This window comes from Hymenobacter sp. YIM 151500-1, from assembly GCF_025979885.1.
Classification (GTDB): domain Bacteria; phylum Bacteroidota; class Bacteroidia; order Cytophagales; family Hymenobacteraceae; genus Hymenobacter.
Map to the genome: position 1 here is coordinate 1,857,356 of NZ_CP110139.1, position 22,674 is coordinate 1,880,029.

The 22,674-nt window shown below is 62.3% G+C and carries 18 protein-coding genes; 4 read left to right on the forward strand and 14 right to left on the reverse strand.

Annotated features, from left to right (window positions below; genetic code table 11):
• The first annotated feature begins 99 nt into the window (after positions 1–99).
• On the forward strand, positions 100–1,464 hold the full coding sequence (locus OIS53_RS07690; RefSeq protein ID WP_264681814.1) for a DUF3696 domain-containing protein: 1,365 nt from the start codon (positions 100–102) through the stop codon (positions 1,462–1,464).
• Positions 1,465–1,471: 7 nt separating this feature from the next.
• Positions 1,472–1,960, forward strand: coding sequence for a hypothetical protein (locus OIS53_RS07695; RefSeq protein WP_264681815.1), 489 nt, complete (start codon positions 1,472–1,474; stop codon positions 1,958–1,960).
• A 6-nt stretch (positions 1,961–1,966) separates the two neighbouring features.
• On the opposite strand, the gene OIS53_RS07700 is transcribed toward OIS53_RS07695, so the two are convergent.
• Positions 1,967–2,923: a formylglycine-generating enzyme family protein gene (locus OIS53_RS07700; RefSeq protein ID WP_264681816.1), complete on the reverse strand. Its 957-nt coding sequence runs from the start codon at positions 2,921–2,923 to the stop codon at positions 1,967–1,969.
• A gap of 156 nt (positions 2,924–3,079) precedes the next feature.
• Here OIS53_RS07700 and OIS53_RS07705 point away from each other — a divergent pair, with 156 nt between their 5' ends.
• On the forward strand, positions 3,080–3,508 hold the full coding sequence (locus tag OIS53_RS07705; RefSeq protein ID WP_264681817.1) for an EamA family transporter: 429 nt from the start codon (positions 3,080–3,082) through the stop codon (positions 3,506–3,508).
• Positions 3,509–4,094: 586 nt separating this feature from the next.
• Positions 4,095–6,287, forward strand: coding sequence for a glycosyl hydrolase family 28-related protein (locus OIS53_RS07710; protein ID WP_264681818.1), 2,193 nt, complete (start codon positions 4,095–4,097; stop codon positions 6,285–6,287).
• Between the two features lie 179 nt (positions 6,288–6,466).
• On the opposite strand, the gene OIS53_RS07715 is transcribed toward OIS53_RS07710, so the two are convergent.
• From OIS53_RS07715 to kdpB, 13 genes are all read right to left on the reverse strand, one after another.
• Positions 6,467–7,114, reverse strand: a complete 648-nt coding sequence (locus OIS53_RS07715; protein ID WP_264681819.1) for a carbonic anhydrase — start codon at positions 7,112–7,114, stop codon at positions 6,467–6,469.
• A 74-nt stretch (positions 7,115–7,188) separates the two neighbouring features.
• Entirely contained in the window at positions 7,189–8,793 is a 1,605-nt protein-coding gene (locus OIS53_RS07720; protein ID WP_264681820.1) for a SulP family inorganic anion transporter, read from the reverse strand.
• 472 nt (positions 8,794–9,265) lie between these two features.
• Positions 9,266–9,664 carry an STAS domain-containing protein gene (locus OIS53_RS07725; RefSeq protein ID WP_264681821.1) on the reverse strand — a complete coding sequence of 133 codons (399 nt, stop codon included), beginning with the start codon at positions 9,662–9,664 and terminating at the stop codon, positions 9,266–9,268.
• A 186-nt stretch (positions 9,665–9,850) separates the two neighbouring features.
• On the reverse strand, positions 9,851–10,504 hold the full coding sequence (locus OIS53_RS07730) for a response regulator (protein WP_264681822.1): 654 nt from the start codon (positions 10,502–10,504) through the stop codon (positions 9,851–9,853).
• A gap of 339 nt (positions 10,505–10,843) precedes the next feature.
• Entirely contained in the window at positions 10,844–12,583 is a 1,740-nt protein-coding gene (locus OIS53_RS07735) for a HAMP domain-containing sensor histidine kinase (protein ID WP_264681823.1), read from the reverse strand.
• 125 nt (positions 12,584–12,708) lie between these two features.
• Complete coding sequence (locus tag OIS53_RS07740; RefSeq protein WP_264681824.1) at positions 12,709–13,881, reverse strand: sensor protein KdpD; 1,173 nt, start codon at positions 13,879–13,881, stop codon at positions 12,709–12,711.
• 237 nt (positions 13,882–14,118) lie between these two features.
• Positions 14,119–15,249 carry a porin gene (locus OIS53_RS07745; RefSeq protein WP_264681825.1) on the reverse strand — a complete coding sequence of 377 codons (1,131 nt, stop codon included), beginning with the start codon at positions 15,247–15,249 and terminating at the stop codon, positions 14,119–14,121.
• Positions 15,250–15,282: 33 nt separating this feature from the next.
• The gene (locus OIS53_RS07750; protein WP_264681826.1) at positions 15,283–17,238 is read right to left on the reverse strand and encodes a KUP/HAK/KT family potassium transporter; all 1,956 of its coding nucleotides are present in this window, start codon (positions 17,236–17,238) and stop codon (positions 15,283–15,285) included.
• A gap of 68 nt (positions 17,239–17,306) precedes the next feature.
• Positions 17,307–18,209, reverse strand: a complete 903-nt coding sequence (locus OIS53_RS07755) for a HAMP domain-containing protein (protein WP_264681827.1) — start codon at positions 18,207–18,209, stop codon at positions 17,307–17,309.
• A gap of 95 nt (positions 18,210–18,304) precedes the next feature.
• Entirely contained in the window at positions 18,305–19,723 is a 1,419-nt protein-coding gene (locus tag OIS53_RS07760; RefSeq protein WP_264681828.1) for a porin, read from the reverse strand.
• A gap of 30 nt (positions 19,724–19,753) precedes the next feature.
• Positions 19,754–19,885: a hypothetical protein gene (locus OIS53_RS07765; RefSeq protein ID WP_264681829.1), complete on the reverse strand. Its 132-nt coding sequence runs from the start codon at positions 19,883–19,885 to the stop codon at positions 19,754–19,756.
• Between the two features lie 10 nt (positions 19,886–19,895).
• Positions 19,896–20,456, reverse strand: a complete 561-nt coding sequence (kdpC, locus tag OIS53_RS07770; protein ID WP_264681830.1) for a K(+)-transporting ATPase subunit C — start codon at positions 20,454–20,456, stop codon at positions 19,896–19,898.
• Positions 20,457–20,610: 154 nt separating this feature from the next.
• Positions 20,611–22,659, reverse strand: coding sequence for a potassium-transporting ATPase subunit KdpB (gene kdpB / locus OIS53_RS07775; protein ID WP_264681831.1), 2,049 nt, complete (start codon positions 22,657–22,659; stop codon positions 20,611–20,613).
• Positions 22,660–22,674: the final 15 nt, after the last annotated feature.

Consider the following 22,674-nt stretch of genomic DNA (forward strand, 5'->3'; position numbering starts at 1 on the left):
GGACAGGCCCTCCTCTACCCTTTCCAGCGGGTACGGGAGGGTTTGTTTGTTGGGTGGTGCCTCAGTTCCCGTACCTTCGCTGACCTCACGCCTACTGCTATGCTGAACTCTCTGCGCATTCAAAACTTCAAGTCCTGGAAGGATACCGGCGACATCCAATTCGGTAGCATCACCGGCTTCTTCGGCACCAATTCATCCGGCAAGACCAGCATCTTACAGTTTCTTTTGATGCTGAAGCAGACCGTGGAATCGTCGGATAGAGCACAGATTTTGAATTTGGGAGACGAGCGTTCATACGCAGAGTTAGGGACGATGCATGATATTATTCATAATCATGAGAGCCACGATTACATAGAATTTAAAATAACTTATAATAGCTCTTACCCTGTATTACTTCCTGCCGAAACAGAGCTTGACGGTGTACATATTGGAGATATTGAATTTAAAGCAATTATTGAAAAAAGTGATGATGAGACATCTCTTATTCAATTTCAGTACCTGTTAGATAACAAGTCATTTGGCATCTCTCAAGACCAATCTACAAATGAATTTTATGTAGATATACATGGTATAGAAATGGAAGAAAATGAACATATATTTCCTAACATAAACGACCCTTATAAATTCTATGGCTTTCCAAATATATTATCATTTTATTACAATAAAGGAAATGTTTTTAACGATCTGCCAAGCAGCCTACAGATGCTATTTGACAAATTTTATTATTTAGGCCCCCTTCGTGATTACCCTAAACGCCTATACACCTGGGCTGGAGAAAAAACACAAGGAGTTGGTAATCGTGGTGAAAGAGCTATTGCAGCTTTGCTAGCTTCTCGAAATCACCCCCGATTGTCTTGGATAAGCATGGGGACTGGGAAAGTACGTCGCTCTTTAGAAGAGCACATAGCCTACTGGCTCAAAGAACTCGGCCTCATTCACTCCTTCGCCGTTCGCCCCATTGCCCCAAACCGCAAGGAATACGAAGTACGCATCAAGCGCACCGCAGAATCCGCCGAGGTATTTCTGACCGATGTAGGCTTTGGCGTTTCGCAGCTGCTGCCGGTGCTGGTGCTGCTGTTTTATGTGCCGGAGGGCTCTACGATTATTCTGGAGCAGCCGGAAATTCATTTGCACCCTGCGGTGCAGGCGGGCTTGGCCGATGTATTTATTGACGCTATCAAGCGGCGTAACGTGCAGATTATTTTGGAAAGCCACAGTGAGCATCTGTTGCAGCGCTTGCAATTACGTATGGCGGAGAAGGGCCTCAATCCTGAAAAGGAATTTGATTCAACTAAAGCAAATCTGTATTTCACATCCATAGAACAAGGTGAGTCTAAGCTTACGCCTTTACAGCTGGATGAATATGGAAATATCAATAATTGGCCCGACGGCTTCTTTGGTGATACGCTGGGCGAAGCCGCCGCCATGATGAAAGCTGAAATGAAACGTAAAATGCATCAGTAGAAAACCGATGCATTACATTATTGATACGAACGTACCTGTTACAGCAAATGGAAAATCTGATGCAGGCCCGGCTTGCGTTAAGGCCGCAGCGGAGCGACTTGAGCAGCTTAAGGCTGGCGAAATACTGGTGCTGGATACTGCATTTATCATCCTCAATGAATATGACAGGAACCTGAACTCCATTGGTCAACCAGGCCCAGGAGATGCTTTCTATCTATGGGCGTTACGCCAGCGCAACAATCCGGCACGCTGTGAGCAGGTCCCACTACAAACCGACCCCGACGGCAGCTTCACCGCCTTCCCCACCGACTCTGACCTAGCCGGTTTCGACTCCTCGGACCGCAAATTTGTGGCGCTGGCCCTTACCCATCCGGCCCGCCCGGCCATTGTCAACGCCACCGATACCGACTGGCATAAGGACCTGGCGGCACTGCAGCGCCACGGCGTGACAGTAGAGTTCATTTGTCCGGAAGAGATGAGCCGTCAGCGTCTTTGAGAAAACCTACTTCCGCACCAGGCGCACGGTGGCCACGCAGCGGAAGCCCAGCCAGTTTTGCGGGCCCTGGTAGGGCTGACGGCTGCGGAGGGTGAGGCCCTGCACTGAAGTTTTGAATGAGCCACCCTTGGCCAGGCCGGGCGTGGCCGTCATTTCGGCCACGTTGCCGATGACGTGCAGCACGCCCAGGCCGTTGGGCGGGCCGCTGGTGGCGGCGTGCAGCGGAAAGGTTTCCCTGGCCGGGGCGCAGAAAAACACCTGGTTGGAGCCGGCCAGGTAGTAGTTCTCTTTCAGATTGAAGGGCAGCTCGTAAGCGGTTTCCGCGGCCGGGTGCGGCAGGTGCTGAGCGTCGAGGCAGGCCACGAGGTCGTCGGCGGCGGTTAGGGGCAGAGGTTTGGACTTGCGCGTGGGCCGGGTCTGGACTAGCTCAAACGGGCGCGGGCCGGGCGGCAGGCCCCCGGCGGCGGCTTGCTCCCACTCGGCTTCGGTGGGCAGGCGGTACTCCACGGTCACGGTGTAGTCGCGCAGCTCGGGGTGCTGCTTGCGGAAGGCGGCGCTCTGGAAGTAGCCGCGGCTGACTACGGCGCTGCGCCAGCGGCAGTAGGCGCGGGCCTGCTCGTGGGTAATGTTGGTTATGGGGTTGGTACGGTTAGTTGGAATCCAGAAAAAAGGCTGTACTGCTTGCCCCGTGTCTACGCTTGTTGAAACCCACTTTGTAGTATCAGGCAGTTGACTGCGGAAAAACTGCGCCGAGGAGTCACGGCGGATGAAGTGCAGGTACTCCAGCCAGTGTAGGTTGGCTACCTCGGCTTCGTCCACGAACAGGTTATCGGCCAGGCGTACCGTGCCGGGCGGCTCGGGCAGCGGTGGGGTGGTTTGGGCGCGGCTGAAGTCCGGCCCGCTGACCAGCAGCGCCGCGCCGACGGCGGCAGCCCGGTAAGGCAGGTAGTTGGGTAGTTTCATGCAGAGGCGGGCCAGGCAGCAGCGGCGGCTTGCGCCGGAGCAGCCGGGAAATCCGGCCCCGAAGATACGCACGGCCGCGCCAGCCACCAGGCACGTTTCCGGCGGCGGCCGGCGTTGTTACGTAGGTCTGAACTCATTCTTTTTCCTGATTGCGGCATGTGGTGGATTTTCTCGTTGCTGGCAGCCGTGGCGGCGGCCGTGGTGGTCACGTTGTCGAAAGTGGGCGTGAGAAACGTGGAGCCGAGCGTGGCGTTTGCCGTGCAGTCGGTGCTGATTGTGGCGGTGGCCTGGGGCGTGGTGGCCTGGCAGGGGCACCTACCGCAGGTGGCCCAGATGGAGCGGCGCACCTGGCTGTTTCTGGTAGCGGCCGGCGTTATTACCTGTCTGTCGTCGCTGCTTTCCTTTCAGGCTCTGAAGCTGGGGCCAGCCTCGCGCACCTCATCGTTCGACAAAATCTCCCTGGTGTTTTCCATTGTGCTGGCGGTGCTGTTTCTCAAGGAGAAGATTACCTGGCAGGTAGTGCTGGGCGCTGCCCTGATGGCTGCCGGCGCCCTGCTCATTGCCTTCACCCGCCCGGCAGAGTAAGCACTTTCCTGGCCGTATTTTCCTCAGCCAGCCATTGCTACAACCCGCTTCCGGCGCCCGGCTGCCCTGCTCTGCCAGGTGGCGCAGCAAGTGTTGGTTGGTGGCGTGGGGCCGTTGTCGTTTTTGTCCCGCGCCCTCCGCCCAGGCAGCGGGGCGGCTTGCTCGTGTCTGCTTTCTGCTCATAGGCGTTTCAAGAGGTTGCCCAAGGCGCCTTGGCAGAACATGCTAGTGAACTCCCCCACAGCTTCTTGGCCGAAAGCGCGGCTCTGACAATATGCAGCAACAAGAATAATTATAATATTTCAATTTTTATTTTCACTTTCAGTTGAAAGCAGTGTGTACCACCTAATGCTACTACTCCTGAAATCTGCCTGCCACGTAGCAACCGTTTAGCCGAAGCAGCTCGCCCTTTTGATTCAATGCCAAAAAGTTACACCTCTACGGTATGCAAACTAGGGCCTGGGTTGGCGGCGGCTGGCTACCTTTAAGTTGCTCCTCACCGGCTTGTACCCATCTGTTAAAAGTTATACTACAGCTTGGGCATCTGCCGACGGGGCTTTCTGCTCTTCCATCACCAACCAACCGCATGAAGCACCGTTTCTTTCTCCTCCTGCTGTGGCCCTGGCTATGGCTGTTGCCTGGCCGGGGGCAGGCTCAAACCACCGTGTACCCGGCCGGCGCAGGCGTGGTAAACGTGAAAGCAGCCCCCTACAATGCTAAGGGCGACGGCACCACCGACGACACCCAGGCCCTGCAAAAAGCCATTACTGATAACCTGGGCCGCACGATTTACCTGCCCGCGGGCACCTACCTGGTCAGCAACCGCCTCGAAGCCAGAAGCGCCGACGGCAAGTGGAACTGCGGGCTGCGCCTGATTGGTCAGAGCCAGGCCAGCACCATCATCAAGCTGAAAGACAATGCCGCGGGCTACAACGCCCCAGCTACGCCGCGGGCCGTGGTGTACACCGCCTCGTCGCTGTTTGTGGAGCAGCCCTACGGTGGTGGCAAGGACTATCCCGGCCTGGGCGAAGGCAACGAAGCCTTCAGCAACTACGTGCAGCACCTGACCGTGGATGTAGGCCAGGGCAACGCTGGCGCCATCGGCCTCGACTACCTCTGCAATAACGTGGGCGCTGTGCGCGACGTCACCATCCGGGGCAGCGGCTTCACGGGCCTGAGCTTGCTGCGCAAATGGCCGGGCCCCTGCCTGGTGAAAAATCTAACGGTGCAAGGCTTCGAGTACGGCATTCAGGCCGACCACTTTCAGTACAGCATCACCCTGGAGCACATTACGCTCAGCGGCCAGAGCAAGGCGGGCATCCGCAACGTCGACAACGCCTTGTTCATCCGGGATTTGCGCAGCACCAACTCGGTGCCGGCCGTGCTCAACAACGCCGGGGGCAATGGCTTCGTGGTGCTGGTTGATGCGGCCCTGCAAGGCGGGGCGGGCGGCGTCAGCGCCATTGAGAATACCGGCAAGCTGCTGCTGCGCAACGTGCGGGCCGCCGGCTACCGCTCGGCGCTGGCTTCGGGCGGCGCCGTAGTGCCGGGCGTCACCCTGGCCGAGTACACCTCGGAGCCGGCCCGCACGCCGGGGGCCGGCGGCTCGGGGGCCACGCTGAACCTGCCGGTGCAGGACACGCCCGAGTATGACGAACCCACCCTGACCAACTGGGCCAATGTAGTGGACTACGGCGCCAACCTTAGCTCCAGCGACTGGAACGACGACTTCCAGGCCGTGCAGGCGGCGCTGAATTCGGGCAAGCCAGTGGTGTACCTGCCGGCCGGGCGCTGCTTTATTTCGGGTACGCTGCTGGTGCCGCCCACGGTGCGCAAGGTTATCGGCTTCGGCACCACGCTGGCTCCCACCTGGGCCGCCTTTCCTGATGCGGCCAACCCCAAGGCCCTGTTCCGGGTGCAGGGCGCGGCGGCCACTCCGGTTATCTTCGAGGGCTTTGGCATCGACAAGCTGCACCAAGGCTCGCCCCAGCCTGGCCTCGTGGGCTGGGAAAACGCCACCACGCGGGCCGTGGTGCTCAAAGACGTGAGCGTGGGCGAAAGTAAATATGCCTACCGCAGCCTGCCCGGCGCCGGGCCCCTGTTTATCGAAAACGCCGTAGCCGGGCAGTGGTACTTCGGGCCGGGCCAGCAGGTGTGGGCCCGCCAGTACAACGCCGAGGGCGGGGCCCAGAAAATCACCAACGACGGCGGCCGGCTCTGGATTCTGGGCTTGAAGACCGAAGGCGGCGATACGGTGATTGAAACCAAAGGCGGGGGCAAAACCGAGCTGCTCGGCGGCCTGCTGTACCCGGCAACCAACGTAAGCAGTGCCGACGTAGCCTTCACCTCGACCGATTCGGAAGTGTCGCTGTCGTTTGTGACGGTGGCCTATTCCGCTGGGGCCGACTACGCAACCCACATTCGCGAAACCCGCGGGGGCAGCACGTACACGCTGGGCCGCGGCCAGCTAACGGGCCGGGGCATTGGCGTGGTTGTGCCGCTGTACAGCAGCGCCCGGTCTACGCCGCTGGCGGCCACCACCGCCACCCCCGCCGCTGCTGCTCTGGCCTTGTACCCTAACCCGGCCCGCGAAACTGTGCACCTGCGCGACGCCCCGGCTCTGACCGACGTGACCCTGCTCGATGGCCTGGGCCGGGTGGTGCGCCGCTACCCCACCGGCACCCCCTACCTGAGTGTGCGCGGGCTGCCCACCGGCTTGTATGTGCTGCGCGCCACAGCCCAAGGCCGGCCCCTAAGCCGCCGCCTCGTGGTGGAGTAAGCACCAGCCGCCACAAAAAACCGCCGTAACCAATGGCTACGGCGGTTTCACAGTAAAAGCGTATTCTTTCCGGCACTATCCCCTGCTGATGGCAGCGGCGTGAAAGCCAGCAAAGAGTATCCGATTTTGGCGCCGCCTCTTCCCGGAAGTCAGCTTCTTGTAAATCAGCTTCGGGCTTTCTACCCTTGCGTGGTGGGCTGCTCGGCTTCGGTGGCGTAGATGCGCTCTATATCGGCCAGCACCTCTTCGGCATCGGTTACCAGCGCCTTTAGAAGACCCTCCTTGAGGTCGTAGACGAGGCCATGAATCTGGGGCGGGTTGGGGCCTTTGCGGGCGTTCTGGATGATGTTGGTTTTGGTCAGGTTGCGCACCTGCTCCATGACGTTCAGCTCCACCAGGCGGCGCAGGCGCTGCTCTTCATCGTCGATGGCTTGCAACTCGGCATCGTGCAGGCGCACCACGTCGCGGATGTTGGTCAGCCAGTTGTCGATGAGGCCGTGCTGCTTGTTGCTGGCCGCCGCCGCTACGCCCCCGCAGCCGTAGTGGCCCACTATCAGAATAACCTGCACTTTCAGCACCTCCACGGCGTACTGCACCACCGACAGCAGGTTCATGTCGGTGGGCACTACCAGGTTGGCAATGTTGCGGTGGGTGAACATTTCGCCCGGCACGGTGCCGGTAATGGCGCTGCCCGGCACCCGCGAATCGGAGCAGCCGATGTACAGGTAGCGCGGCTTCTGACCCTGGGCCAGCTTCTCGAAATACTGTGGGTCCTCGGCCCGCTTGGACTCTACCCAACGGCGGTTTCCTTCCAGAATGTGTTGCATATTATTGAATGAGTGGGAAGTAAGTGACGTGAACAATGAAAAACCCTGGCTCAGCTGCCGGGCTGGCGGCCGGCTTAGTGGCCCAGCACTTCCACCTGCGGAATGCCGCGCAGCTCCAGGGTGATGCCCCGGCCGGGCGCCGACAAGCGGAAGTTCTCAATAGCCTCCAGCACGTCGTAATCGATAAAGGCTGAGCCGGTGCCGTCGATGACTACGCGGGAGTTGGCCGGCAGCTCGTTCAGCACCTTAATGATGCTGGCCTTATTCAGAAACGATACCTGCTCGGAAAGCTGAAGCCGGATGGTGTCGGGCTGGTCGGTGGCCGCCTCGTGCAGGTAAAACGCCGACTCGTAGTTGGCCTTCAGGATGTAGAAGATGCCGATTACCAAGCCAATGGTGACGCCCTTGAGCAGGTCGGTGAAGAGGATGGCAATGATGGTGACGATGAAGGGCAGAAACTGTTGCCACCCCAGGCGCCACTGGTTGCGGTACAAAGCCGGCTTGGTGAGCTTGTAGCCCACCACCAGCAGCACGGCCGCCAGCGCCGACAGCGGAATTTCGTTGAGCAAGGGAGCCAGAAACAGCAGACTGGCCAGCAGGAGCAAACCGTGGATGAAGGCGGAAAGGCGGCTTTGGGCCCCGGCGTTGATATTGGCCGAAGAGCGCACAATAACGGCCGTCATGGGCAGGCCGCCCAGCAGGCCGCTGCACAGGTTGCCCACTCCCTGGGCCAGCAGCTCCCGGTTGGTGGGCGTCACGCGCTTCTGCGGGTCGAGCTTGTCCACAGCTTCCACGCTGAGCAGGGTTTCCAGGGAGGCCACAATGGCAATGGTGAGGGCCACGGTGTAGGTGGCCGGCCGGGCAAAAGCCGACCAGTCGGGCAGGGTGAAGATGGTCAGAAAATCCTGCCAGGAATTAATATCCGGCAGCTGCACCAGGTGCTCGGGCCGGATGCGGATGGTGGGCACCACCGAGCCCAGCAGGTGGTTGAGCCCAATGCCCAGCACCACGACCACCAGCGCCCCCGGTACCAGCCGCAGAAAGCCGCGGCTTTTCCCAGCCGTTCTTTCCCACACCAGCAGCAGGCTCAGCGACAGCAGCCCCACCAGCGCCGAGCCCCAGCTGATGGCTTGGGCGGCGGAAGCAATGGCCGTAAACGTGTTCTGGCCGTTGAACTCCAGAAAGGAAATATCCTCGAAGTAGTCGGTATCAGCCCCCAGTAGGTGCGGAATCTGCTTCAGGATAAGAATGAGGCCGATGGCAGCTAGCATCCCCCGGATAACCGACGACGGGAAGTACAGCCCGATGATGCCGGCTTTGGCCAGGCCCAGCCCGATTTGCACCGCCCCGGCAATGACGGTGGCGGCCAGCACGGCCTCAAAGGAGCCCAGGGTTTGGAGGGCACTGACCATGATGGCCGTGAGGCCGGCCGCCGGCCCGCTCACGCTCAGCGCCGAGCCGCTTACCCACGACACCAGCACCCCGCCTACAATGCCGGCAATGATGCCCGACAGCAGCGGCGCCCCCGACGCCAGGGAAATGCCCAGGCACAGCGGCAGCGCCACCAGAAACACCACCAGGCCGGCCGGCGCGTCTTTGCCCAGCGTTTTCCAGAATGGACCGGGCGCTGATAGCCCGGTCGGGGGCGAGGCCTCGGAGGCCGGAGCAACTTTCAACATACAGGAGGGGAATTGGAAGGAGGGAAAAGAACGGAAAGCCTGCCCGGCCCAGCCGAAGGCTGGTGCTGGAGGTATACCAAGCCTTTGTAATATCGGGGAAAAGCTGGTGGAAGAGGTGCAGCTGATTAAGAAGTCACCAGCTGCCTTGGGTAAAAGGCACGCTTACTGGTTTAGGTTTCAGTGGTTCGGCTTTCTTTGCTTTGGCCTCATCCTCAGCCAACCAATAGCTTCATCGGCACTCTATACGTAAATCTTCTGCCCTAACGTGGCAACTGAAGAGCCAGCCCGGCGAAAAGCACCGAACAGCAGCGGTGAAACACCGAAAGCCCCCGCCGGGCGACACCCCTCGTTTCTGAACGTCAGGTGCTGCCCGGCGGGGGCTTTCAGCAAAACAGGGAATGGCGCCCGTAGCGGTGTGTTGCCCTATTGGGGGCGTAGCTCCCGCCTTTCCTGGGGCGGCCGGGCCGGCGGCTTACATGCCGAATGAGCCCAGCGAAGGCCGGTTGGTGGGTTCCAGCAGGGTAAGTACGCCCCGGTAGGCGGTAGTAGCCGCAATTTGCAAGAGGCTGAGCAGGCCGCTTTCCGCCAGCTTGTCCCGCACCACGGCCGGGATGCCGCACCAGTACACCACCACGCCCTTGGTCCGGGCCAGCTGGTCGGCGTTCAGCAAGGCCCGCTGGCCCTGCCAGGTCAGGCTTTCCAGCTGCTCACAGTCAATCCAGACCTGGGTGCCAGGGGTTTCCGTAAGCACCTGCTGCATAGCTTCCTGCAAGTACGCTGCATCTGTGCCGTTGCAGCACTGGCCCTGCAGCCTCAGGGCCGCGGTGCCGCGGTGTCCGCCCGCATAGATTTTCAACATCCTCGTCTCCATGACTTTCCCGTCAGTTGTGGGTTGCCCCTCATCTGTCCGGTAGTAAAGCTACGAGCTACTGCTGGCTTTATCACCCTCTGAAACGCGGAATTGCAGGTGCGATTTATCCGTATTTTTTCTCCGTATTTATCTCGCGCCGTGCACATTGCGGCGGGGCCCGGCAGTGCGGGGCGCCGCTGCTGCTCTTCACGAAATCAGGCCCTGAGTGACGGCGTATTTCACCAGCGCGGCGGTGTTTTTGACCTGGGTTTTCTCGATGATGTTCTGGCGGTGGGTTTCGATGGTACGCTTGCTGGTGAACAGCCGGTCGGCTATTTCGTTGGTGGTGAGGCCTTCCGCAATCAGCTTGAGCACCTCCGTTTCGCGCCTCGACAGCAGGCCGGGCGGCTTCCCTTCGGGGTTATGGTCGCTCGTATTGTGCAGCGCGCGGAGCTTGTCGAGCAGGGTCAATCCAATTTCCGGACAGAGGTGCTGGCGCCCAGCGGCCACCGTGCGAATGGCGTAGACAATTTCGTCGCGGCCCGCGCTTTTGAGCACGTAGCCGGCGGCCCCGGCTTCCCGCATTTGCCGCACGTACTGCTCGTGGTCGAGCATGGACAGTACCACCACGCGCACGTTTGGGTAGCTTTGCTGCAAGCGGCGGGTGGTTTCAAAGCCGTTCATTTCGGGCATGTTCATGTCCATCAGCACCACGTCGGCGCTGGTGTGGGCCAGCAGCTCCAGCAGCTCCAGACCGTTGCCCGCCTCCCCCACCACCGTCAGGTCGGCTTCATCTTGCAGCAAGGACCGGACTCCGTCTCGAATGATAGCGTGGTCATCCACCAGAACTACTCGAATCATACAATAGGGCAATAGGGCAAAGCAAAAGAAGCCTTCAGTGAAGCAGCTCAGGAAGTCGGCCAAAACGTGCCGGCACAGCCTGCCGCCGAGCACAGCCGAAGCATCTCTGCGGTTTTTGGCGGCGCGGAGGCTGGATGCAGCAGGACGGTCTTTCAACTTTCCAAACAGCTTCCCTACCAGCTTGACGCGGCTCACCCCAAAAAGTTAGGTTCAGCTTAGCCCGGCAGGCGTATTTTCAGCACCGGCGCCCTGGGCAAATACGGGGCCAGCCTGCCCGGCTCGACCTCAGGGGAAGGGCCGGGCAGGCGGAGCAACGCTGTGGGGGCCGCCGGCTGGCGGCTAGCTGGCCGCCGGCAGCGTGAAGTGGAAGGTGCTGCCCGCGCCCAGCTCACTTTCCACCCACAGGCGGCCGCCCTGGGTGGTGATGAACTCGCGGGCAATGCTCAGGCCCAGGCCCGAGCCGCCCCGGTAGCCGGCCGGGCCGGGCACCTGGGCGAAGCGCTGGAAAATCCGGTCGTGGTGCTCGGCGGCAATGCCGGGGCCGCGGTCCTGCACGCTCACCTGCACCACGCCGCCAGTGGCGTCGGCCCGCACGGTCAAGAATTCCTCCGGGGGCGAGTAGCGGATAGCGTTGGCCAGCAGGTTGATGAGCACCCAGGTGGTTTTCTCGACGTCGGCGCGCACGGCGGGCAGGGTGGCCGGCAGCTCCAGGGCCAGCCGGATGCGCTTGTCGTCGAGCTGGGCGCGCACGGTGGCCGTGGCAAAGCGCACCACTTCGGCCAGGTCGGTGGGGCGCAGGTCGAGCTGGATGCCGGCCCCGGCGTCGAGGCGGGCCACGTCGAGCAGTTCGCCCACCATGCGCTGGAGGCGCTGCACCTCCTGCCGGATGCTGGCCGCCACGCGCTGGCGCTCCTCGGCGGGCAGGCGTTCATCCTGGAGCAGGCGCAGGTTGATGTTGATGCTGGACAGGGGCGTTTTCAGCTCGTGCGACACGGTAGCCAGGAAGTTCGACTTGGCCTGGTCGAGGCGCTTGAAGTCGGACACGTTGCGCAGCGTCAGGATGGAGCCCACGAACTCCATCTTGTCCAGGGCCTGGTTGAAGCTCACCACGTCGTTGATGGCCAGGCGGTAGTACACTTCCTCGCCGTTCTGGGCCAGCGTGAGCAGGGGCGCGGCCTCCTGGGCGCGGCGGGCGGCCGGCACGTCGAGGTGGCGCAGCAGCTCCCGCAGCAAGTCGTTTTCCTGGGCTAGCTCGTCGGCGGGGCGGCCCACCAGGCGCTCCACGGGCAGGGCCAGCAGCTGAGCCGCCACGGGGTTGGCCAGCAGCACGCGGCGGTGCTCGTCAATCAGCACCAGGCCCTCATCAAGGTTGTTGACGATGCTGGCCGCGCGGTTGCGCTCGGCCAGGAGCTGGGCCAGCGTGGAGGCGCGGTAGTCCTGGAGCTGCACCAGCAGGCGGTTGAAAGACCGGGCCACGGCCCCAAACTCGTCGTGGCTTTCCGTCGGCACCGAGGCCGAGAAGTCCTGACGGGCGGCGTTGTCGATGCTGGCCGAGAGCTTGCGCAGGCCGCTGACGGCGGCTTCGGGCACGCTCAGCACAAACATCAGGGACACGAGCAAAGCAAACGTGAGCATGGCCAGCACGTAGCGGCTCTGCTGGGTGGCGGCACGGTTGGCCGCTTCGTTTTTGCGGGTAAGGGCCTGGGTATTTACCTCAATCATGCGGTAGGTTTGGCCGCGCAGCCGGCCCGCCAGCGCGGGGCCGGGATTCCGCTCATAGGCCGCCAGGGTGGCCGTGAGGCTGTCCACCACTTCCCGCTCGCCGGGCTCGGTGATGTTGCCGGCCTCGCGGGTGAGGGCCGCGCGAAACTGCGGCAGCCCGGCCGGCGGCGCGGCGGCCATCCGGTCCAAGGCGCGCAGCATCTGCTGGCCCAGGTTCACGGAGTAAAAGTTGTCCTGGAGCACGTTGCGCGAGCTACGGTCGAGGCGGTTGAGCGAGTACAGCGTGTACGCACTCACGCCCACCAGCAACAGCAGCATGGTTAGAAATGCCAGCGTGATTTTGGTTTTGAGGGACATTTTTTAGGGACTTAGGGTCTTAGGGGCTTGGGGACTTAGAAGTTGGGGGTTAGGGAAATTTCATTGGCTCTGTCACGGTGAATAAAGGCCAAGTCCTTAAGCCCCCAAGTCCCTAGGCCCCTCCTTCAATAACTCACCAGAAACACGTCAATGTCGAGGCCGGAGCGGGCTGCGGCGCGCACCAGGTCCTGGGTGACGCCGCGGCGGGTGACTTTCTCCCACAGGCTTTTCTCGCCCGTGACGCCGCACACCAGCAGGTTGGCCTTTTTCTCCTGGGCTACGCGCATGATTTCGTCCACGATGGCGCCCTGGGCTTTCACGCGCAGGATCTGGCCGCCCAACTCCGTAGCCAGCTGCAAGTTGTTGAGCAAGTGGCGCTGCTGGGCCAACCCGATGCGGTCGGCGGCTTCCCGGGGGCGCTGCACGTAAAGCACGTACCAGGCCGCCACCGAAAGGCGGTCGGCGAGGCGGGAGGTTTTGCGAATGATTTCGCGGGCGGCCGGGGCGTTGGCATTGATGCAGGCCACCAGGCGGTCCTGGTTGCGGCGCTCGGGGGCTATGGGCTGGGCACCACCGGCATCAGTTTCAATCTGGCGGCCGAGCAGGTTGGCGACTTCGCGCACGGCCAATTGACGCAGCTGGAGCAGGTTTTCGGCCCGGAAGAAGTTGTTGAGAGCGGCCGGCACCTTCTGCGGGTCGTAGATTTTGCCTTCTTCAAGGCGGGCCCGCAGCTCACCCACGGTCAGGTCGACGTTCACCACCTCGTCGGCTTGGCGCAGCACCTGGTCGGGCACCCGCTCGGTTACGTCCTGGCCCGTAATCTTCAGCACTTGGTCGTGCAGGCTTTCCAGATGCTGCACGTTCACGGCCGTAATCACCGAAATACCGGCCCGCACCAGCTCTTCCACATCCTGCCAGCGCTTCTCGTTCTTGGAGCCCGGCACATTGGTGTGGGCCAGCTCATCGACCACCACCACGGCCGGGCGGCGCTGCAAAATAGCTTGCGGGTCCATTTCTTCAAGGGCGCGGCCCTTGTAGTACAGCGTTTTGCGGGGCACCGTGGGCAAGTCGCGCAGCTGGGCCACGGTTTCGGAGCGGCCGTGGGTTTCCACGTAGCCCAGCACCACGTCTACGCCGTGCTGGCGCAGGTCGCGGGCTTCTTGCAGCATACGGTAGGTCTTGCCCACGCCGGCAGCCAAGCCCAGATACACCTTGAGCCGGCCACGGCGCCGCTCCTGCACCAGCCGCAAAAACCGCTCAGCCGACTGGTCGCGCACGTCTTCTTCGGCTGAGGTCATGGGGAGGTGATGAGGTGAATGGTGATGAGGTGAATGATGCCAAGCAGAACGTCATGCTGAGCGCAGCGGAGCGGAGTCGAAGCATCTCTACCGGGGGTAACTCCTGACGTGAGGACGAAGCAGTAGAGATGCTTCGACTCCGCTCCGCTGCGCTCAGCATGACCGTTCTTGGCGTAACCTGTTACCTGTCACGTTCTACCTGTCACCTCATCACCATCCACCCCATCACCTCCTATCCTAGAACGTCAGGCCCAGCAGGCCGGTGAGGGTGGTGTTGGTGCGCACTAGGTTGTCCTGGCGCTCAAAGGCTTGGTTGGGGGCGCGGAACTGCTTGCCTTCCAGGCGCAAAATCACGCGGGGCACGGGGTAATAGTCGAAGCCCAGGGAGTAACCGGTGGTGCGCAGGCCGCCGGCCGGCGTAGCCGTGAGCACGCCGGCCGGGTCGTGGTAGTATTCGAGGCGGCCTACGGTGGCGGTTTTCCGGCCCAGGCGGCGGCGCACAATCAGGGCGCCGCCGTGCCAGCGACGGTAGCCGCGCCGGCCCTGGCCCTTTTCTTCCCAGCCCACGTCCACGGCGCCGGCCAGCTTCCACTTCTCATTAGGGTCGTAGGTCAGGTAGAAGTCGTGGAAGTAGCGCAGGCGCCGACCGATGGAATCGGGCTCGTTGCGGCCCTCACCCAGGAAGGTACTGGCGTTGAGCAGCCACTTGCTGGTGGGCCGGAACTGCACCTGGGTGCCCACGGCCATGTTCTGGTTCTGGTCGCGGATAATCTGCCAGCCGTTGAGCACCAAGGCCGAAAACAGCCACTTCTTCTCCGTGTCGTAGGTGAGCTTGGCCCCGGCCTCGTAGTAGGGCGAGTTGTCGGCCATGATGGAGCGGGTCAGCGTCAGGTCGTCGCGCGAAATAGGCCCTTCCAGCCCGATATGGGATAGAAAGATGCCCGCGTCGAGCCAGAGGCTGTGGTTTTTGACCAGCTTCACCCCGCCCCAGGCCTCGTAGATGTTCTTGAAAATCTGGGGTTCGGGGGCGTAGTTGGCGTCGGGGTAGGAGCCGGTTTGGATGGCGAAGGTGCCGCGTACCCGCTCGCCCTGGTAGCGCGCCCCCAGCAGGGCAATGTTGACGGCAATCTGGTTGTGCAGGTTTTCGGAGTAGATGAAGCCCGGCCGGCGCAGGTCGGCGGGGTTGTTGAAGTCGTAGCCGTAGTACACGCCCACGTAGCCGAAAAAGTCGGGCTTGGCTTCGGCCTGGGTGGTGGCGGGCGGCACAGGGCTCACGGCGCGGGCCGTATCGGGGGCCGGCACCTGCTGGGCCAGGGCCGGAGCGGCAGTCGTGAGGAAAAGAGAAAGGGCGAGTACATGTAGCTTCATGGCCGCCAAGATACACCGTGGACCGGGGTGGGGTTAGTCCCGCTGCAACTGTAGCTCCGGGCGGGGCGGCATGTGCAGCGGCACGTTTTCTACGGTGTAGGTGCTGTTATCGAGGCCGAAGCTTTCGGTTTCGGAGGAGCCCAGGCGCTTAAGCCAGCCGTGCAGGCGCAGGGCCAGGCGCTGCCAGCCGTGGAGCAGGTATTCGTAGGGCAGGGTTTTGTTGAGGATGATGAACTGGAAGTCGCCGGCCATGTCCTGGCCGCGCAGGCTTTCGTAGCGGGAGGTAATGTCCACTTCCTTGTTCTGGACCAAATCCGTGACTACCTGCCGGAACATGTAGTTCAGGGCGTGGTCGACGCGGAAGCCGAGGTAGAAGTCGATGCGCACCAGCTCGTTGGGCAACATGTGTGTGACGTGGTAGCGGCGGGTGTAGGGGTCGTCGGTGGTGTGCACGTGCACGAGGTAGTAGACGTCGGCCCGCTTGGGGCGCTTCTTGAAGATGCTGTGGATGATGCCGTTTTCCACCCGGCGCGGGTCATCGGACTTGGTGAGGTACACCAGGTGCGTGGCGTACTTGGGCACGGTCTGGTCGTTGCTCAGCTCTTTGAGCAGGGGCAGGTACTCGGCCAGGGACGTAAACTCGGTCAGCTCGTTGCGGATGCGCTGGCCGGCAATCCAGCTCAGCATCACCACCAGCAGCACGCCCGCCAGCAGCACGCTCAGCCAGCCGCCGTGGGTGAACTTGGCCAGATTGGCCACCAGGTAGGCGCCCTCAATAACGAGGTACAGCCCAATCAGCCCCGCAATCCACACCCAACTCACGCGCTGCATCATCAGGTAGTAGGCCAGTAGCACGGTGGTCATGAGCATGGTAATGGTAACAGCCAGCCCGAAAGCGGCTTCCATGTTGCCGGACTCGCGGAAGTAGAGCACCACGCCCACGCAGCCCGCGCACAACAGCCAGTTCAGGCTAGGCACGTAAGCCTGACCGCGCAGCTCGGTGGGGTAGTTGACCTGCACCTTGGGCCAGAACCGCAGCCGCAACGCTTCAATCACCAGCGTAAACGAGCCCGAAATCAGGGCCTGCGAAGCAATGATAGTGGCCAGAGTGCACAGGATGATGGCCGGCAGCAGGGCCCACTCCGGGATGAGCAGAAAGAACAGGTTTTTCTCGCCCAGCGGGGCGCCCTGGTGGCGCAGCAGCCAGGCACCCTGGCCCAGGTAGTTGAGTAGCAGGCAAATCTTGACAAAGGTCCAGGAGCCGTAGATGTTTTTGCGGCCCACGTGGCCCATATCGGCGTACAGGGCCTCGGCGCCGGTGCTGCACAAAAAGATGGATCCCAGCAGCCAGAACGCACCCGGCACCTGCGTGAGCATCTGCAAGGCGTAGTGCGGACTGAAGGCGCGCAGGATGCTCGGCTCCTGCACCAAATGGGTAATGCCCAGCACGGCCAGCATGGTGAAAAACACGGTCATCACCGGCCCGAAAAACCGGCCGATAATCTGCGTACCGAACTGCTGAAACGCGAACAGCGCCACCAGAATGGCCACCACGATGGGCACCGTGTCGAGGTCGGGCTTGAGGATGCGCAGCCCTTCAATGGCCGAGGCCACCGAAATAGGCGGGGTGATGATGCCATCGGCCAGCAGGGCCGCCGCGCCCACCACGGCCACCAGGTAGAGGCGGCGCGTGGGCAGGCGCCGCAGCCGGGCGTACAGGGCCAGAATGCCGCCTTCGCCGTGGTTGTCGGCGCGCAGGGCAATCAGCACGTACTTTACGGTGGTAAGCAGCGTGAGCGTCCAGATGATGCAGGAAATGGTACCCAGCACCACGGTTTCCGTTACGGGCTGCTTCACGAACACGCCCCGCACGGTATAGAGCGGCGAGGTGCCGATATCACCGTACACGATGCCCAGGGCCACCAGGGTGCCGGCCGCTGTAAGACGGGTGTGCAGGGTAGATGAGGAGCCAGGAGTAGATTGTTGCATGTAAAAAGCGGGGATACTTATAATCTGCGCAACCAACATAGGCAGGCAGCCGACCGGAGTATCCGGCTCTAGCTGGTACCCGGCGCACTCGCGCCACGCTGCAGCAGTTCGGCCGTACGTTGTAACTGCCGCGACTGTTGGAGCAGCTGTTCTACTAGGCGGCGCTGCTCAGCATCGGCGGGTGCGGCAGCGGCCGAAGCCTGGCCTGGGCGCTGGTGGCTGGTTACTACTTCCAGAGGGCCTTGCGCGGTGAGACGCGGCGTGCCATCGGCGGTTTCGTAGCCTTCGAGGCGGTTTACTAACTCGTTGAAAGCCTGTGCCACGGGCGCAAACTCGTCGTTGGGGCGCACAGGCAGGCGCTGGGCGTAGTCGCCGCCGGCCACGCGCCGAATGCCGGCCGTCAGCTCCTCCACGGGGCGGGCCAGGTAATCGGGGAAAGAAAAAATAAACGAAAGGGTAATCAAAATACCCACGGCCGCCAGCAGCCCCAGCGTGCCGATGGTGCGGTTGGCAATGCGGCGGGTGGCGGCGCTTCGTTTCTCAATGGCCTGCAGGTTCAGGGTGGCCACACGGGCTATGTGCCGGCGCAACTGCTGGTAGCCGGCAGCCTCGGCGCCGGGCGCCGCTTCGTACTGCCGGAAAGCAGTGGCCAGTGAGTCTACCAGTTCCCGCTCACCCGGCTCAGTGATGTTGTTTTGCTCGGCGGCCAGGTAGCGCGTAAACGTTTGGCGGGCCTGCGCATAGGCCGGCGACGCCGGCTGGCTGCCGGCGGGCCGGGCCTCGCGCATGTCGGCCAGGGCGTCGGCCATGTAGCGGCTGTAGGCCACGGAGCGGTAGTTGTCCTGCAGCGAAACTTCCGAGCTGCGGGCCAACTGCAGCAGGAAGTAGGCCCCTACCCCGCTCAACAGCAGAATAATCACAAACAGAAAACCCAGGCCCAGCCCGAGCTTTGATTTGAGCGTGCGTGCCATATGATAACGGGTTGAAACAGTGAGCGAATCGAAGGGCCTACTTGCTCACCGGCACCTGCCCGCGGAGGAGCCGGCGCCGGTGAGGCAGGCAGCAGTTACAGGCGGAAGTTGACCGAGCCGATAATGCGGTTCTCGGTTTTGCGCAGGTCAGGCTGCCAGTTGGCGGGCAGGGGCTGGTCCACGTAGCCGGTAGGCGAGGTGGTGCCGCCGCGGCCCGTAAAGTAGGGTACGTTGGCGCGGCGGTGCAGGTACTCCAGGCGGAAGGTCACGAAGTCTGAAGGCATGATGTCCAGCGTGCCGGTGGCTTCGCGGGCCGTCAGCTTGCTGATGTCAGGGTCGGTAAAGCCCACCACCGAAGGATTAAAGCTCAGGTAGCGCGAGGGGTTGGTCACGAAGCCCACGCGGGCGGTGAAAGCGGCCTTATTCTTGGCAAACCACACCCGGTTGGCCAGCGACGAGCCGAACATGTAGGCGTCTTCGCGTGGCAGCCCGCCGCCCCCGTCCTCGAAGCCGTAATGCGTGTTCAGGCTGAAGCCCGCCTGCGTGATGCCGCGCAGCTGGCCGGCCGGCTTCTTGTAGTAGCGCGCCACGATGCTATTGTCGTGGTGGAAGCGCACGCGGCGCGGGTAAGCGGCGCGACCTAAACTCAGCGAGTCGGTGCCGGGCCGCGAGTCCTTGCCCAGGTAGAAGTTGGCCACCAGCTGCAGGTTTTCAGAGGGGCGGTAGTAGGTGCTGGAGCCCACGCCGGGGCCGCGGTTGAAGGAGTTGTAGGTCTGCCAGCCATTCAGAATCCAGATTTCCTGCTTCAGGTTTTTGGTGGGGAAAGCCTGAATGCGCGCACCCTGGAAATAGAACGGCGTGAAGTCGCAGACCATGCTGCGCTGGTAGTTCCAGTTTTCCTGCATCACGTAGCTTTCCAGCCCGATGTAGCTCATGAAAATGCCCAGCTCTACGTTGATGCCGTACCACTTGTTAAAGTGGTAGCCGGCGGCGGCTTCGCGGATAAACTTCAGGTTGCCGGTGCCCGTGTTGCGCCCGCGCAGCACCGAGCCGTCGGTTTCCTGCACCACGTGCAGCATGGAGCCGGTTTGCAGCCACAGGCGCCCGATGGCGTTTTTGTAGTTCGACTCGATGCCGATGGTAGCCAGAGCCAGGGAAAACTCCTTGTGGCGACCGGTCACGGCCGAAATCGTCTGGGTGTTGTCAATCGGGTTGGCGAAGTTGTAGTTGAAGTAGCCATCCACGAGGGCCACGCCGGTGAGGATGGTTTCGCCGTTCTGGTCTTTAAGCTGGAGCGGAAAGTTGCGCTGGCGGTTCTGGCCGTTCACCCAGGTCAGGTCGTAGCCGTCGAAGGGCACTTTGGCGGGCGTGGCCGTGGTGGTGTCGGCGGTGGGGCGCTGGGCACCGGGGCGGGTTTCGGTGGTTTGGGCCAGGGCCGGCAGGGCAGCACCCGTCGCCAGCAGCAGGGCAGTCAGCTTTTTACCGAAGGCGGCAGGTTGGGAAACGTGTTGCATAGAGAAGGGAGAAGAGAAAAAAGGGATATTCTAAAAGGAAGCCAGTACGGCCAGCTCCAGCAGCAGCCAGAGCACACCCAGCAGCAGAAAAAGGTAGACGGGCCGGAAAGCGCGGCGGAAGTGGCGGTGCGCCCGCAGCCGCAGACGTGCGGTAGTTGGCATAGAAAGGAGGTTAACGGGTGGAAAGCTGGTCGAGCGCCAGGTTCAGGCGCAGCACGTGTACGGTAGCTGGACCGAAAGCGCCACCGCTCGTATGCTGCGCCACCAGCTCCCGCACCCGGCCGGCCTCCAGGCCGCGGGCCCGCGCCACCCGCGCCACCTGCACCAGCGCCCCTTGAGGCGAGAGGTGCGGGTCGAGGCCGGAGCCGGAGGCCGTGAGCAGCTCGGCTGGCACCTGGGCCCGGCTCACGCCGGGGTTCTGCCGCAGAAACGTATCCAGCCGGGCCTTCACCGTGGCCAGGTACTCGGGGTTGCTGGGGCCTTTGTTCGAGCCCGCCGAGCCGGCCGCGTTGTAGTCCACCGCCGACGGGCGGGTGTTGAAGTACTCGGGCCGGCTAAACTTCTGGCCCACGTTGGCAAAGCCCACCACGCGGCCCTGGTGGCTGATGGTGACGCCCGCCCCGGCGCCGGGCGCCAGCTGGGCGCCGGCCCATACCAGCGCAGGGTACACGATGCAGCACAGCACTAGCAGAGCCAGGGTAAGGCGGAAAGCAGGGAGCAAATGGTTTTTCATGGTAGTGTTATTTTGAAAGGCGGTCATGCTCCATCTGAAGTCCGCGCAGCCGAAGCATTTCTACTGAGGTAATCAAATACTAATGCAACGAAGCGGTAGAGATGCTTCGGCTGCGCCTCCGCTCAGCATGACGTTCCTATTGTTTTTCAACCCGTTACAAAAACAGCCCTACCAGCAAGTCAATGACCTTGATGCCGATGAAGGGCACGATAACGCCGCCCAGGCCGTAGACGAGCAAATTGCGGCGCAGCAGGGCGGAGGCCCCGATGGGCTGGTAGGCTACGCCCTTGAGGGCCAGCGGCACCAGGGCCGGGATGATGACGGCATTGAAAATCACGGCCGACAGAATGGCTGACTGCGGCGACTTCAGCCCCATGATGTTCAGGGCGCCCAGGCTCGGAATGGCCACCATGAACAAGGCCGGCACAATGGCAAAGTACTTGGCCACGTCGTTGGCGATGCTGAAGGTGGTGAGCGTGCCGCGGGTCATGAGCAGCTGCTTGCCGATTTCCACCACTTCGATGAGCTTGGTAGGGTCGTTGTCCAGGTCTACCATGTTGCCGGCTTCCTTGGCGGCCTGGGTGCCCGAGTTCATGGCCACGCCCACGTCGGCCTGGGCCAGGGCGGGGGCGTCGTTGGTGCCGTCGCCCATCATGGCCACTAGGCGGCCCTGCTGCTGCTCGCGGCGGATGTAGGTCATCTTGTCCTCGGGCTTGGCTTCGGCAATGAAGTCATCGACGCCGGCCTTCTCGGCAATGAAGCGGGCCGTGAGCGGGTTGTCGCCGGTGACCATCACCGTTTTGATGCCCATGCGGCGCAGGCGCTCAAACCGCTCCTGAATGCCGGGCTTGATGATGTCCTGCAGCTCCACCACGCCCAGAATCCGGTCGTTTTCGCTGACCACCAGCGGAGTGCCGCCGTTCGAGGCCACGGCATCGACGCGCTGGGTGGCTTCGGACGGGAAGGCCTGGCCGGCGCGCTGGGCCAGCTGCCGGATGGCGTCGGAGGCGCCCTTGCGGATGCGGGTGCCATCGGCCAGGGTCACGCCCGAGGAGCGGGTTTCGGCCGTGAACTTGATTAGCTCAGCCCCTTGCAGGCGGCGCTGCTGGGCGGCGGCGTCGAGGCGGCGGGTTTCGCCGGCCAGCTCCACAATGCTCTTGCCTTCGGGGGTTTCGTCGGTGAGCGAGGCCAGGGTGGCGGCTTCCACCAGCTGCGCCTCCGTAATGCCCGGCGCGGGCCAGAAGTGGGTGGCTTTGCGGTTGCCGATGGTGATGGTACCGGTTTTGTCGAGCAGGAGCACGTCCACGTCGCCGGCCGTTTCCACGGCTTTGCCGCTTTTGGTGATGACGTTGGCACGCAGGGCGCGGTCCATGCCCGCAATGCCGATGGCCGAGAGCAGGCCGCCAATCGTGGTCGGAATCAAACACACGAACAGGGCAATAAACGAGGCAATGGCCAGGGGCGCGTGGGCGTAGCGGGCAAAGGGCTCCAGCGTCACGCACACAATGACGAACACCAGCGTGAAGCCCGCCAGCAAGATGGTGAGGGCAATTTCGTTGGGCGTTTTCTGCCGCGAGGCGCCTTCCACCAGCGCAATCATCTTGTCCAGAAACGACTCGCCCGGCTGGGTAGTGACGACGACCCTGATGCGGTCCGACAGCACCTTGGTACCGCCCGTGACGCTGGATTTGTCACCGCCCGCCTCCCGAATCACCGGCGCCGACTCGCCCGTAATAGCCGATTCGTCAATCGTGGCCAGCCCTTCGATGATTTCGCCATCAGTGGGGATAATCTCGCCGGCTTCCACCAGGAACACCTGGCCTTTCTGGAGCTGGGAAGAGGAAATGGTGCGCACCGTGCCCCGCTCGTCCACCACGCGGGCGGGCGTTTCCTCGCGGGTTTTGCGCAGGCTTTCGGCCTGAGCCTTGCCGCGGGCCTCGGCAATGGCCTCGGCGAAGTTGGCAAACAGCAAGGTCAGAAACAGCACCATGAATACGGTGAAGTTGTACCCGAACGAGCCCTGGGCCGGGTCGGGATTTATAAGCAGGCCCAGCGTCACCAGCAGCATTACCACCGTCCCAATTTCCACCGTGAACATCACCGGGTTGCGGAACATGGTGCGCGGGTCGAGCTTCACGAAGGCCTGCTTGATGGCTTCGGAAACCAACGCGGGCTGGAAAAGGGACTGTTCTTTTGTAGACATGAGAAGTTCTGTCGG

What these genes read in the sequence shown, in the direction of transcription:
- OIS53_RS07690 (WP_264681814.1), top strand. Translation starts at nt 100, where the DNA reads ATGCTGAACTCTCTGCGCATTCAAAACTTCAAGTCCTGGAAGGATACC.
- OIS53_RS07695 (WP_264681815.1), top strand. Translation starts at nt 1,472, where the DNA reads ATGCATTACATTATTGATACGAACGTACCTGTTACAGCAAATGGAAAA.
- OIS53_RS07700 (WP_264681816.1), bottom strand. Translation starts at nt 2,923, where the DNA reads ATGAAACTACCCAACTACCTGCCTTACCGGGCTGCCGCCGTCGGCGCG.
- OIS53_RS07705 (WP_264681817.1), top strand. Translation starts at nt 3,080, where the DNA reads ATGTGGTGGATTTTCTCGTTGCTGGCAGCCGTGGCGGCGGCCGTGGTG.
- OIS53_RS07710 (WP_264681818.1), top strand. Translation starts at nt 4,095, where the DNA reads ATGAAGCACCGTTTCTTTCTCCTCCTGCTGTGGCCCTGGCTATGGCTG.
- OIS53_RS07715 (WP_264681819.1), bottom strand. Translation starts at nt 7,114, where the DNA reads ATGCAACACATTCTGGAAGGAAACCGCCGTTGGGTAGAGTCCAAGCGG.
- OIS53_RS07720 (WP_264681820.1), bottom strand. Translation starts at nt 8,793, where the DNA reads ATGTTGAAAGTTGCTCCGGCCTCCGAGGCCTCGCCCCCGACCGGGCTA.
- OIS53_RS07725 (WP_264681821.1), bottom strand. Translation starts at nt 9,664, where the DNA reads ATGGAGACGAGGATGTTGAAAATCTATGCGGGCGGACACCGCGGCACC.
- OIS53_RS07730 (WP_264681822.1), bottom strand. Translation starts at nt 10,504, where the DNA reads ATGATTCGAGTAGTTCTGGTGGATGACCACGCTATCATTCGAGACGGA.
- OIS53_RS07735 (WP_264681823.1), bottom strand. Translation starts at nt 12,583, where the DNA reads ATGTCCCTCAAAACCAAAATCACGCTGGCATTTCTAACCATGCTGCTG.
- OIS53_RS07740 (WP_264681824.1), bottom strand. Translation starts at nt 13,881, where the DNA reads ATGACCTCAGCCGAAGAAGACGTGCGCGACCAGTCGGCTGAGCGGTTT.
- OIS53_RS07745 (WP_264681825.1), bottom strand. Translation starts at nt 15,249, where the DNA reads ATGAAGCTACATGTACTCGCCCTTTCTCTTTTCCTCACGACTGCCGCT.
- OIS53_RS07750 (WP_264681826.1), bottom strand. Translation starts at nt 17,238, where the DNA reads ATGCAACAATCTACTCCTGGCTCCTCATCTACCCTGCACACCCGTCTT.
- OIS53_RS07755 (WP_264681827.1), bottom strand. Translation starts at nt 18,209, where the DNA reads ATGGCACGCACGCTCAAATCAAAGCTCGGGCTGGGCCTGGGTTTTCTG.
- OIS53_RS07760 (WP_264681828.1), bottom strand. Translation starts at nt 19,723, where the DNA reads ATGCAACACGTTTCCCAACCTGCCGCCTTCGGTAAAAAGCTGACTGCC.
- OIS53_RS07765 (WP_264681829.1), bottom strand. Translation starts at nt 19,885, where the DNA reads ATGCCAACTACCGCACGTCTGCGGCTGCGGGCGCACCGCCACTTCCGC.
- kdpC (WP_264681830.1), bottom strand. Translation starts at nt 20,456, where the DNA reads ATGAAAAACCATTTGCTCCCTGCTTTCCGCCTTACCCTGGCTCTGCTA.
- kdpB (WP_264681831.1), bottom strand. Translation starts at nt 22,659, where the DNA reads ATGTCTACAAAAGAACAGTCCCTTTTCCAGCCCGCGTTGGTTTCCGAA.